The sequence below is a fragment of the Lysinibacillus sp. UBA5990 genome (assembly GCF_002429815.1).
In the GTDB taxonomy this organism is placed as follows: domain Bacteria; phylum Bacillota; class Bacilli; order Bacillales_A; family Planococcaceae; genus Lysinibacillus; species Lysinibacillus fusiformis.
Window position 1 is genome coordinate 379316 of the sequence record NZ_DJAY01000011.1, and the last position, 11922, is coordinate 391237.

The window sequence follows — 11922 nt, forward strand, 5'->3', positions numbered from 1 at the left end:
ATTGAGGGTGATAAAATGAAAATTTCAACAAAGGGCCGTTACGGGCTTACGATTATGATTGAATTAGCAAAGCATTACGGAGAGGGTCCTATTCCTTTACGTAAAATTGCTGCCGAAAAGGAGTTATCAGAGGCGTATTTAGAGCAATTAGTGTCACCGCTTCGTAATTCAGGCTTAGTAAAAAGTGTACGTGGCGCTTATGGTGGTTATATGCTAGCAAACCCACCGAGCGAAATTTCTGCAGCCCATGTTATTAGTGTACTAGAAGGGCCAATTCAACCAGTAGAGGGTATTGAAAACGAGGAAGCACCACAACGTGAGTTATGGTTGCGCATCCGTGACGCAGTAAAAAATGTGTTAGATACAACAACAATTGAAGATTTAGCACAATACACAGAAGAAAATGTAGCGGAAGGCTATATGTTCTATATTTAAAATGTTTAAGCTAAAGCGCTGCTCCCCATTCTTATCATAGTTGAGTTGAAAAATAAACGGTGAAATCAAACACTTAGAGCTGTTTGAATTGAATTTCATGCTGAATGTTTTTCATAAATTTATGATATATTATGTGGGTTCCAGCGTTTTTTATTAAAAAGGAGTTTTCAACATGAATTCATATATCTATCTCGATCATGCGGCCACATCACCGATGAATGGCCAAGTTATAGAAGCGATGACGTCTGCTATGCAACACGTATTTGGCAACGCATCCAGTATCCATGGGGCAGGTCGAGAGGCGCGCAAATATCTTGATGATGCACGCGACATATTAGCCAAGTCTATCGGTGCTCAGGCGGGAGAAATAATCTTTACAAGTGGTGGTACAGAAGCTGATAATACAGCAATTTTGGGCACTGTCTACGCGCGAGCTAAAGAGGGAAAGCATATCATTACAACACAAGTAGAGCATCATGCGGTGTTACATACATGTGAAAAACTGGAACGAGATGGCTTTGATGTGACTTATTTACCAGTGGATAAGGCTGGCCGTGTAGCTGTTGGGGATGTCCAAAAAGCACTTCGTGATGATACGATTTTAGTGACAATTATGTATGGGAATAATGAAGTCGGTACTATTCAGCCTATTGCTGAAATTGGTGAGCTATTACAAGGACATCAAGCTACCTTCCATACAGATGCAGTTCAGGCATATGGTTTAGAACAAATTGATGTGGGTCAATTAAAAGTAGATTTATTGAGTGTGTCAGCTCATAAAATTAATGGGCCTAAGGGAATTGGGTTCCTTTTCCAAAAGGCTGGAACACCTTTAGCTAATTATGCATTAGGCGGTGCACAAGAGAGAAAACGTCGTGCAGGAACTGAAAATATACCAGCAATTATTGGCTTTGCGACAGCTGTGCAAGTTGCAAATAAGTTGCGTGAAGAAAAGCGTTCACTATACAATCACTTTAAGCAAATTATGCTTGATGTATTTTCACAAGAAAAAATAGCGTTCCATGTTAATGGTGATGAAGAGCAGTCATTGCCACATGTTTTAAATATTAGCTTTGAGGGCATGGAAGTAGAATCATTTTTAGTAAATCTTGATATGGCAGGAATCTGTGTATCTAGTGGTTCTGCATGTACCGCTGGGTCGATTGATCCATCGCATGTGTTAGTAGCCATGTTTGGGCAAGGTACAGAGGAATTACGAAACTCGATCCGATTTAGCTTTGGTCAGGATTTAACGGAAAAAGATATACGTGACGCAGCTGAAAAAACAGCACAAATAGTGAAAAAACTAGCTAAAAGATAATTTGTGAAGAACATGTTAGGTTTCTACAATTTATGAAGCATTAACTGTAAATAGATAAAAGAAAAGGTGACCACAATGAAAGAAACACGTGACCCCTCTCAAATTCGCGTAGTTGTCGGCATGTCTGGTGGGGTAGATTCGTCGGTGGCTGCATATTTGTTAAAACAACAAGGTTATGAAGTAATCGGGATCTTTATGAAAAACTGGGATGATACTGACGAAAATGGTGTTTGTACAGCAACAGAAGATTATGATGATGTCATAAAAGTATGTAATCAAATCGGCATCCCCTATTATGCTGTAAATTTTGAGAAACAATACTGGGATAAAGTTTTCACATACTTTTTAGAAGAATATAAAGCAGGACGTACACCAAATCCTGATGTAATGTGCAACAAAGAGATTAAATTTAAAGCGTTTTTAGAGCATGCGATGAGCCTCGGCGCTGATTACTTAGCAACAGGTCATTATGCACGTATTGATCGTAGCGGTGTTGGAGAAGTAAAAATGTTACGCGGTGTGGATAATAACAAAGACCAAACATACTTTTTAAATCAACTATCACAGGAGCAATTGGCTCATGTGATGTTCCCAATTGGCGATATTGAGAAAAAAGAAGTGCGTAAAATTGCTGAAGAAGCAGGATTGGCAACAGCGAAGAAAAAAGATTCTACTGGGATTTGTTTTATTGGAGAACGTAATTTCAAAGAATTTTTGAGTCAATTTTTACCAGCTCAACCGGGCAATATGGAAACAATGGATGGCGTTGTCATGGGAAAACATGACGGTTTAATGTATTATACACTTGGGCAACGACATGGTCTTGGTATTGGTGGAGACGGTGAGCCATGGTTTGTGTTAGGGAAAGATTTAGAGCGTAATGTTCTACTTGTTGGACAAGGTTTTGACAATGAGCATTTATATTCTACTTCATTATCTGCTGTAAAAATGAACTATACTTCGACAAAAAAATTGCCTGGGAAATTTTCTTGTACTGCGAAATTCCGCTATCGTCAAACGGATACACCAGTAGAAGTTGAAATATTAGCAGATGGTCGTACTCATATTACATTTGCAGAGCCTGTCCGTGCTATCACTCCAGGACAAGCAGTTGTTCTCTATGATGGAGAAGAGTGTATTGGTGGCGGAACGATTGATGAAGTCTTTAAAAGTAATGAAAAACTAACATATGTTGGATAACTTGCGCCTAAGACTGCTTTTATTGCCACATGGCTTCATGGAAGCAGTCTTTCGCTACATAGAGGTGAGAAATAATGAATTATAATGAACAGGGCATTCAAGCGTTTCAAGATAAGCGATATGAAGAGGCTGCACAACTATTTACAAAGGCGATAGAAGCTGAGCCTGAAAATGCTATTGGTTATGTAAACTTCGGCAATTTATTAGCAGTATTAGAGGATACAGAACGTGCAGAGCGTTTTTTCCAAAAGGCTATTACGGTGGATGAGACAGCAGCTACAGCTTATTATGGCTTAGCAAACCTCTATTACAATGCAGAACGCTATGCTGAGGCTGTCAAGCTTTATGAACAAGCACTTAAGCATCATATCGAAGGCGCAGATGTGTACTATATGATGGGGAAATGCTTTGAGCGTATGGAGAATCCAAAATTAGCATTGCCTTATTTACAAAGAGCCGTGGAAATTGCTCCCGAAGATACACAGATCCGTTTAGCCTATGCAATTGTGCTATGTGCATTAGAGATGTTTGAGCAAGGGAAGAAGGAACTGGATCTTTTAATTGAACAGGACTGGAACAATGCAGATGCCCACTATAATTTAGGTGTATTGTATGCCGTGTCTACAGAGCAAACAGAAGATGCGATGTATCATTTAAAACAAGCCTTTACCTTACAGCCAGAATACGATCAAGCTCGTTATATTTATGATATGATTGCTCAACGATTTAACTAATAGATAAAAGCAGCAAGTGTGATTTGATGAACTTGCTGCTTTTTTATGCAGTTCTATAGTAGGGTGTCGATAGATTATAGATCAATTTTTTATTATCATTCGATGTTTTTTGTAAAAATTATCCCATCCTCTTTTATTTTTAGGTTAAATTTGTTAGTGTATGTCATGCAGGAAAGGAATAGGTGACACGATGAATAAAGTATTTATTGCACTATTACTTGTAACAGCGCTTGCGGCAATTGAAGGAACGATTGTTAGTACAGCTATTCCAAGTATAACAGCAGATTTATTAGGCATAGATTTAATAAGTTGGATTTATTCTGCTTATTTATTAGCATCTGCTATCGCTGCGATTATTTTTGGTAAGCTAGCCGATTTATTTGGGCGTAAACGGATGATTATTACAGGTATCATTATTTTTTTAATGGGTTCCATGTTATGTGGATTAGCACAATCGATGGAACAATTAATTGTCTTTCGTGCGATCCAAGGGATTGGTGCAGGCTCGATTTTACCAATTACACTAACGATGGTTGGTGAACTATTTACGACTGAAAAAGCACGTGCTAAAGGACAAAGCTATTTAAGTATGGTATGGGGCGTATCAGGCGTAGTTGGTCCACTATTTGGAGGTTTTATTGTTGACCAGGTGTCATGGCACTTTATATTTTTCATTAATGTACCATTTGGTTTAGCTTCTATTTATCTAATTGTTAAACATTACAAAGAACAGATTGAAGCAGTGAAGCGGAAAATTGATTATTTAGGTGCAGGCCTATTTACGATCGGAATGGTTTCACTATTATATGTAATTATTGAAAACAGTAAAACACAAACATGGTTATCGAGTCAATCGCTCATTATGTATGCCGTTGCAGCGGTATTTTTAGGCGTTTTTATATGGGTAGAGCTACGTGCAGAAGAACCGATTATTCCATTAACATTGTTTAAAAATGGTCGTCTCATGGTGATTAATTCACTAACATTAAGTACCATGTCAATTGTCATTGGTGTGACGGTCTATATTCCGATATATGCGCAAAGTGTTCTAGGGAAAAATGCCACACAAGCAGGCCTACTTCTAACACCCATGTCTATTTTTTGGACGATGAATTCTATTGCAGCAGGCTATTTAATCGGACGTTTAACGAATAAACGAATTATCCAAATGGGGACGATTTTATTAGTTACGGGAACGATTATGCTTGCTAAATTATCTTCAGGCTCTAGTGATATAAGCGTGTATCTTGGCTCTTCATTAATCGGGCTTGGTATGGGCTTTATTATGCCAATGCTGATGATTTCCATTCAAAAGGTGGCTAATCCCAAGCAACTGGGTATTTCTATTGGCCTCAACTCCTTCACTAATACATTTAGTCAAGCGATAGGTGCAGCCCTATTTGGGATGGTTTTTAACCTTGCAACGAGTGAAAAAATGGCTTCATTAGGTAAAGGAGAAATTCAGCTAAATGGTGAATTTGCAAAAGGAGGCTTTAGTCTAGAAGAAATAAGCTTTTTAAAGGGGACCATTGCTAATGGTGTAAGCTATGTATATATAACAACTTTAGTTTTTGCCATTTGTGCCCTTATTTTATCTTTCTTTATTGTGACGAAATCAAAAGACAAGGCTTAAATATGAACGAAAATCCACTTTGCTTCCAAGCAGACATTTTTGCTGGAGCAAGGTGGATTTTTTGTTCAACAAAATCTAAAAGTGTTTAATCATTATTATTCAGGTTTGGAAGTTGTGCAAAATATTTAGCAAGCTGTGATATAGGTGTACTGTCTAATAAAGTGGGCTCGGCCTCATTTTCCTTTAATATATTAATCTCTTTATTGAGGCGCTCCATTTTTCGATCTAACTCAGCAGCTTGTAGTGCGGCTTCTTTTAATTCAACACGAATATGTTCGGGCACTTCTTTATTATATTTATAATAAATTTTATGTTCCAGGCTAGCCCAAAAGTCCATCGCAATGGTCCTGATTTGAATCTCTGTATAGACCTTCTCCATATGGTCAGACATAAAAATAGGGATTTTTATTATAAGGTGTAAACTTTGATAGCCATTGTCTTTAGGACTAGCAATATAGTCCTTTACCTCTACAACCTCAATGTCATGCTGTGCCTGTAACATGGCACTTACTTTATAAATATCCTCGACAAATGAACAAGTAATGCGAGCACCTGCAATATCACGAATGTTTTCGCGTACGTCTTCCATCGTTGGAGGAAGTTCCTTTTTTAACATCTTTGTTAATATACTTTTCGGCGACTTTACACGTGTTGAAATATGCTCAATGGGATTATATTCATGAATAAGCTTAAATTCTTCTTGCAAAATATTAATTTTCGTTTCCACTTCTTGTAAAGCAAATTTATAAGCTAGAAAGAAGCGTGTTAACTCAGTTTGAAATGATTTTAAAGAGTTTACTTCGAGTTCGGTTTTCATATTTAAAAAATCCTTTCCCTTATGTCTGTGGACACTTATTTATGTTCCACTTCTCATTCTATGTAGAATAGTCCTTCATCTCAATAAAATAGCAGCCAATGTTTGGCAAGGTTTAAATGTTAAGGATAGTTTTTCATAAGGATAAAACCTTTCTACATCATATATAACTCACATAAGAGGTAAAAGGTTTCAAAAAGGCTAAAATGGGTTGTAAAAAGTGAAGGAGAGGGATGAGTTGTTGCAAAAAAAAGGGGAGAAAACTACCCCTTTGCGTTAACTAATAATTTCAGCATTTAAGTTATAACGTTTATTAAACTCATCCACAAATATTTGTAAGTCAATATATGTTCCTATATAGGGCTCTGTTTCTTGATCGCGTAGGAAACCACAAGTTGCCTTTAATGATTTAGAAAACTCTAGTAGCATTTGTTCATTATCAAGTTGAACATGAATTGCAAGAGAATGATCTTTTTTATTTACTTTGAAATACTTGCCATCAATGATACGTTCTAAATTTGTTTCTTGAAATGGAAAAACATAATCCTTATAAATGAGGTTCACAAAATCCCGCCTTTTTTACAATATTTCACGACATCTGTATAGGGCAGCTCTCCTCCGAAAATAGAGAGAGCACTCCCGATTGTGATATGAAGCTTTCCATTGACTAATTGGTTAAACTTTTCTAAGTCTTCAATTGAACGAATGCCACCTGCATAAGTGGTCGGGATTGAGGTCCAGGCTGCAAGATCTCGTACCAAGCTTTCCTGCATCCCACCTTTTTTTCCTTCCACATCGACTGCGTGAATTAACAGTTCATCACAATAATTCTCAATATCTTGAATTGAGGCTGCATTGACTTCAAAGTGACTAAATTTTCTCCATTTATCCGTCATGACAAACCATTTACCATCTCGCATTTTGCAGCTGAGATCAATGACAAGATGTTCTTTACCGATTAATTTGTTTAAATGTTGTAAACGTTCTAAATCCAGCTTGCCATCATGAAAGATATAGGAAGTGACAATCACATGGGAGGCACCAGCATCAATATATTTTTGGGCATTTGCAGCAGTAATGCCACCCCCAACTTGTAACCCTTGTGGAAATGCAGCTAAAGCAGCTAGTGCAGCATCTTCATTTCCCTGACCAAGCATGATGACGTGTCCGCCTGTTAAGTGATCCTGTGCAAACATTTGTGCATAGTAGCTAGAATCATAACTAGAAATAAAATTCTCAACGACTGTTTGATTGGTAGTACCTAAAGTACTCCCGACAATTTGTTTTACTTTGCCTTCATGTAAATCGATGCAAGGTCTAAATTCCAATAACTTCACGATCCTTCCGTGCCACTAATTCTTATTTATCATAGCATGGAAATAAGGATAAAAGCTGAGAATTGTCATTTGTCGAAATAATGTAAAAATAATAAAGGGGAAAATTTTTATCAACGATATTTCGAGAGGTCTATGGTAAAATAAAAAGATTGAAAACAATTAGAAAGGGCGGACCGAATATGTCAGATCATCTCGATTTATTTGAACTCAATAAATTTTTTATTCTCGGACGTCCGATCGTCTCTATTTTTCATAACACACAAAATATGTATTCCATTATACGAGTGAAAATTCAAGAGACAAACTTACAATATGAAGATAAAGAAATTATTGTTGTTGGCTATTTTCCACCGTTACAAATGGATGAGCAATACCGCTTTACAGGTATATTAAAACAGCATCCTAAATATGGTGCACAGTTCCAAATCGAGACATTTACAAAAGAGGTACCCGCTACTGAACAAGGAATTATTCATTATTTATCCAGTGACTTATTTGTGGGAATCGGGAAAAAAACAGCTGAAACCATTGTTGAAAAACTAGGTGCTAATGCATTACGTCTTATTTTAGAAGATCCGAGTGCACTGGATGCTGTTCCACGTTTATCATCTGAAAAAAAAGAAGTGATTCATCGTACGATTGAGCAAAACCTTGGTTTAGAACGGGTAATGATCCAATTGAATGAATGGGGTTTTGGTCCACAGCTTGGAATGAAAATATATCAAACCTATCGAACAGAAGCCATTGAATTACTAAAAGAAAACCCATACCGCTTGATAGAAGATGTGGAAGGGGTAGGGTTCTTTCGAGCAGATGAGCTTGGTGCAAAATTAGGAATTACCGGAAAACATCCTGACCGTGTTAAAGCAGCTATTTTACATATTTTAAATACGGCTGCATTATCTGACGGGCATGTTTATCTAGACGCGGAGCATGTTATACCACTTGTGAAGGAAATGCTTGAACAAAGTCAACGTCAGGAAATTCCGTTTGAAGACATCTCAAAAGCATGTATAGAGTTACGAGAAGATGGAAAAATTTGCGGGGAAGAAACAAGATTATATTTACCTTCTCTTTATTTTTCTGAGGTAGGAATTGCCTCCAAAATATTGACGCTTGTTGAACGAAATAGTAAGGCTGAACATTTTAGCAAAGATGAGATTCGTAAAGCGATTGGCGAAACTGAGGAACTACTCCATGTGACTTATGCTGAAACACAAGCAAATGCCATTGAACAGGCTTTAAATTCAGCTGTAATGATTTTAACAGGTGGACCTGGTACGGGTAAAACGACTGTTGTACGTGGGGTTGTTGAAGTTTATGCGAAGCTTCATGGCTTATCATTAAATCCAAAAGAATATGCTCAAAAAGAGGAGCCTTTTCCCATTATCCTTTGTGCACCCACTGGGCGAGCTGCTAAGCGCTTAGCTGAATCGACTGAACTACCAGCTATGACTATTCATCGTTTACTCGGCTTTACAGGTCAAGAAAAAGAAGAAGAGACTGAACGAGAGGTAACAGGTAAGCTTATTATTGTAGATGAAATGTCAATGGTGGATACTTGGCTTGCTCATCAATTATTAAAAGCTTTACATGAGGATGTACAGGTTGTCTTTGTAGGGGACCAAGACCAATTACCGCCTGTAGGACCTGGACAGGTATTAAAGGATTTATTAGCATCCAAGCAACTCCCAACGGTGGAATTGACAGATGTTTATCGACAAGCAGAGGGCTCTACAATTATTGAACTAGCCCATCAAATCAAAAAAGGAACCATTCCGAAAGATTTAACATCGAAAACTACTGATCGCTCGTTTATTAAATCTTCCGTCGATCAGGTTGGAAATGTTGTGACACAGGTAGTAAAAAGTGCTGTCGCTAAGGGGCAGGAAATTCGTAATATTCAAGTGTTAGCTCCGATGTATAAAGGTCCTGCTGGCATTGATAATTTAAATAAAATGATTCAAGAGCTTATTAACCCTAATGATACGGGGACAAGAAAGGAACTTGTCTTTGGGGACTTAACGTATCGAATAAAGGATAAAGTCCTGCAGCTAGTCAATCAACCTGAAAGTAATGTTTTTAATGGTGATATGGGAGAGGTCATTAGTATTATTAAGGCAAAAGAGACAGTAGAAAAACAAGATTTACTGATCGTATCTTTTGATGGCATTGAAGTGACCTATCAACGAAGTGACCTCAATCAATTGACACTAGCTTATTGTTGCTCCATTCATAAATCTCAAGGTTCAGAGTTTCAAACCGTCATTATGCCTGTTGTCAAAGGGTATTCAAAAATGCTGCGTCGTAATCTTTTATACACAGGGATTACAAGAGCGAAAAACTTTTTGATTTTATGTGGGGAACCGGATGTCCTGGCAGATGGCTTGCAGCGGACAGATGATTTACAGCGTTTTACTTCGTTGCGTGCTCGTTTAAATCCAATGGATGTCGACGAAGTGATTATTGAAGTAGAGGCAGTTCCAGTAAAACAAGAGGTTGTGCAAGAAACAGCTATCAAGGACCATAAATTAACAGTAGAAATAGCCCCTTATATTCATCCCATGATTGGTATGAATGATGTCTCCCCCTATGATTTTTTGGAAAAGTAAAGTTTGTACCCGATTAGATTCTCGCTAATCGGGTTTTTCTAATGTTCTGTATCGTCACCTAATATTTGGACATTTCATATACTACATAAGTACAAAAACATAGGAAATGTTTAGGAGTGACAACATGCCAATAATGACCGGACAGCAGTATATGGAACGTATCGATGCTTTAAATACCTATATTTCAATTGATGGGGAAGTTGTGACGGGCAAGGTGTCAGAACATCCTGCATTTAAGGGAATCATGCAAAGTCAGGCAAAGCTATTTGATTTACAACACCAAGAAGCATATCTTGAAAAAATGACATATGAATCGCCAACTAGCAAAGAGAGAGTCGGCATGTCTTTCCTTCAAGTCATGAGTCCTGAAGATTTAGTAAAAAGACGTTTGGCCGCAAGAGAATGGGCTTTACAAACAAACGGTTTGATGGGAAGAAGTCCTGATTACATGAATACGACATTGATGGCTTTAGCATCAGCATCGAACTTTTTGAAAGATAAGCCAAATTGTTTTCCAGACCATTTGCTGAAGTTTTATGAATATGCCCGTGAGAATGATATTTCCATGACACATACCTTTATAGAACCGCAAGTAAACCGCAAGCGTTATTACTATGAGGATGAAGAAGTAACAATAGCTGCCAAAATTGTTGCAAAAACGGGCGAAGGCTTAGTCATTAAAGGAGCTAGATTACTAGCCACACAGGGAGGAATAACGGATGAACTTCTTGTTTTATCAACAAATGGCTATGATGAAGGAAAAGGTTTTGGCTTTTCTATACCGAGTAACACAAAGGGCTTAAAGTTTTTATGTCGGCAATCCTTTGTCGGAGGAGATTCTAGGTTTGATCATCCTTTAAGTGCACGTTTTGAAGAAATGGATGCGATTGTTGTTTTTGATGATGTAGTTGTTCCGTGGGAGCGGGTATTTTATTATGAAAATGTTGAAGTAGCCAATCAATTTATGAATGTTAGTGGCTTCCAAGCGTATACTTTGCATCATGTACTGTCACGTCAAATTGCTAAGACTGAATTCATCCTAGGGGTTGTACAAACGATTGTGGATACCATAAATATTGGGGATTACCAACATGTCCATCAAAAAGTGGTAGATGTCATCGTAGCATTAGAAACGATAAAAGCATTGCAATTAAAATCAGAAATTGAGGCACAAAGGGATTCCTTTGGTTTTATACGACCAGACGTATCGACATTACAGGTCGCTATTCATATTTTCCCGAAAGTATATCCTACCTTTACAGATATCATCCAGCTACTGGGAGCAAGTGGATTAATGTCCATACCGAGTGCAAAAGCTTTTGCAACGGATGATGGGGATCTTGATCATTATCTGCAATCATGTCAAGACAAAGGAGAAGAGCGAGTTAAAAAGTTCCGTTTAGCTTGGGATTTAACGATGAGTAATTTTGGCACAAGGCAAACGCTATATGAACGATTTTTCTTTGGAGATCCTGTTCGTTTGTCAAGCCTACTTTATCAATCGTATAAGCGCGATCATTTAGTGAAAAGAGTAGAAGACTTTTTGAAAAATGATTGATAAAAAGTTTGACAGTTGTGAAACTATCCGTTATTATTTACAGGAATAAAAAAATAAGACTCCCTTCGTTAGGTGAGGCTCCTATGTGGAGATACGCTACTACCCAAAAATGTCGAGAGACGCCAATGGGTCAACAGAAATCATCGAAATAAGGTGTTTTTTAACGTAGCTGGTAAATTTCCTATGCCGCATAGTGCTAAAACTCAACGTTTGAAGGTAACAAATATGCAAAGTTTTTTTGCTATTTTTTGATATGTGTATTCAACACGCCTTCATTC

Annotated in this window: 10 protein-coding genes and 1 riboswitch; of the genes, 7 read left to right on the plus strand and 3 right to left on the minus strand. The window is 37.6% G+C overall.

Annotation, left to right across the window (positions count from 1 at the left end; genetic code table 11):
- The first annotated feature begins 15 nt into the window (after positions 1 to 15).
- From cymR to B3D94_RS09335, 5 genes are all read left to right on the plus strand, one after another.
- Positions 16 to 435 carry a cysteine metabolism transcriptional regulator CymR gene (gene cymR, locus B3D94_RS09315; protein WP_008181126.1) on the plus strand — a complete coding sequence of 140 codons (420 nt, stop codon included), beginning with the start codon at positions 16 to 18 and terminating at the stop codon, positions 433 to 435.
- A 172-nt stretch (positions 436 to 607) separates the two neighbouring features.
- The gene (locus tag B3D94_RS09320; protein ID WP_291756960.1) at positions 608 to 1756 is read left to right on the plus strand and encodes a cysteine desulfurase family protein; all 1149 of its coding nucleotides are present in this window, start codon (positions 608 to 610) and stop codon (positions 1754 to 1756) included.
- A 75-nt stretch (positions 1757 to 1831) separates the two neighbouring features.
- The gene (gene mnmA, locus B3D94_RS09325; protein ID WP_069482100.1) at positions 1832 to 2956 is read left to right on the plus strand and encodes a tRNA 2-thiouridine(34) synthase MnmA; all 1125 of its coding nucleotides are present in this window, start codon (positions 1832 to 1834) and stop codon (positions 2954 to 2956) included.
- Positions 2957 to 3030: 74 nt separating this feature from the next.
- A complete protein-coding gene (locus B3D94_RS09330) occupies positions 3031 to 3690 on the plus strand; it encodes a tetratricopeptide repeat protein (protein ID WP_069482099.1) in 660 nt (219 codons plus the stop codon).
- 190 nt (positions 3691 to 3880) lie between these two features.
- A complete protein-coding gene (locus tag B3D94_RS09335) occupies positions 3881 to 5323 on the plus strand; it encodes an MDR family MFS transporter (protein WP_291756965.1) in 1443 nt (480 codons plus the stop codon).
- Positions 5324 to 5408: 85 nt separating this feature from the next.
- On the opposite strand, the gene B3D94_RS09340 is transcribed toward B3D94_RS09335, so the two are convergent.
- The 3 genes from B3D94_RS09340 to hisA form a co-directional block, all read right to left on the minus strand.
- On the minus strand, positions 5409 to 6140 hold the full coding sequence (locus tag B3D94_RS09340) for a GTP pyrophosphokinase (RefSeq protein ID WP_193832651.1): 732 nt from the start codon (positions 6138 to 6140) through the stop codon (positions 5409 to 5411).
- Between the two features lie 273 nt (positions 6141 to 6413).
- Positions 6414 to 6701 carry a hypothetical protein gene (locus tag B3D94_RS09345; protein WP_069482096.1) on the minus strand — a complete coding sequence of 96 codons (288 nt, stop codon included), beginning with the start codon at positions 6699 to 6701 and terminating at the stop codon, positions 6414 to 6416.
- Complete coding sequence (gene hisA / locus B3D94_RS09350) at positions 6698 to 7465, minus strand: phosphoribosylformimino-5-aminoimidazole carboxamide ribotide isomerase (protein ID WP_069482095.1); 768 nt, start codon at positions 7463 to 7465, stop codon at positions 6698 to 6700. The genes B3D94_RS09345 and hisA overlap by 4 nt, the downstream gene beginning before the upstream one ends.
- 188 nt (positions 7466 to 7653) lie before the next feature.
- On the opposite strand from hisA, the gene B3D94_RS09355 reads away from it, so the two are divergent.
- Together B3D94_RS09355 and hpaB are read left to right on the plus strand one after the other, a co-directional pair.
- Entirely contained in the window at positions 7654 to 10086 is a 2433-nt protein-coding gene (locus B3D94_RS09355; protein WP_291756969.1) for an ATP-dependent RecD-like DNA helicase, read from the plus strand.
- 124 nt (positions 10087 to 10210) lie between these two features.
- Positions 10211 to 11644, plus strand: a complete 1434-nt coding sequence (hpaB, locus tag B3D94_RS09360) for a 4-hydroxyphenylacetate 3-monooxygenase, oxygenase component (protein WP_291756971.1) — start codon at positions 10211 to 10213, stop codon at positions 11642 to 11644.
- A gap of 57 nt (positions 11645 to 11701) precedes the next feature.
- Positions 11702 to 11866, plus strand: a riboswitch (M-box (ykoK) riboswitch).
- Positions 11867 to 11922 lie beyond the last annotated feature (56 nt).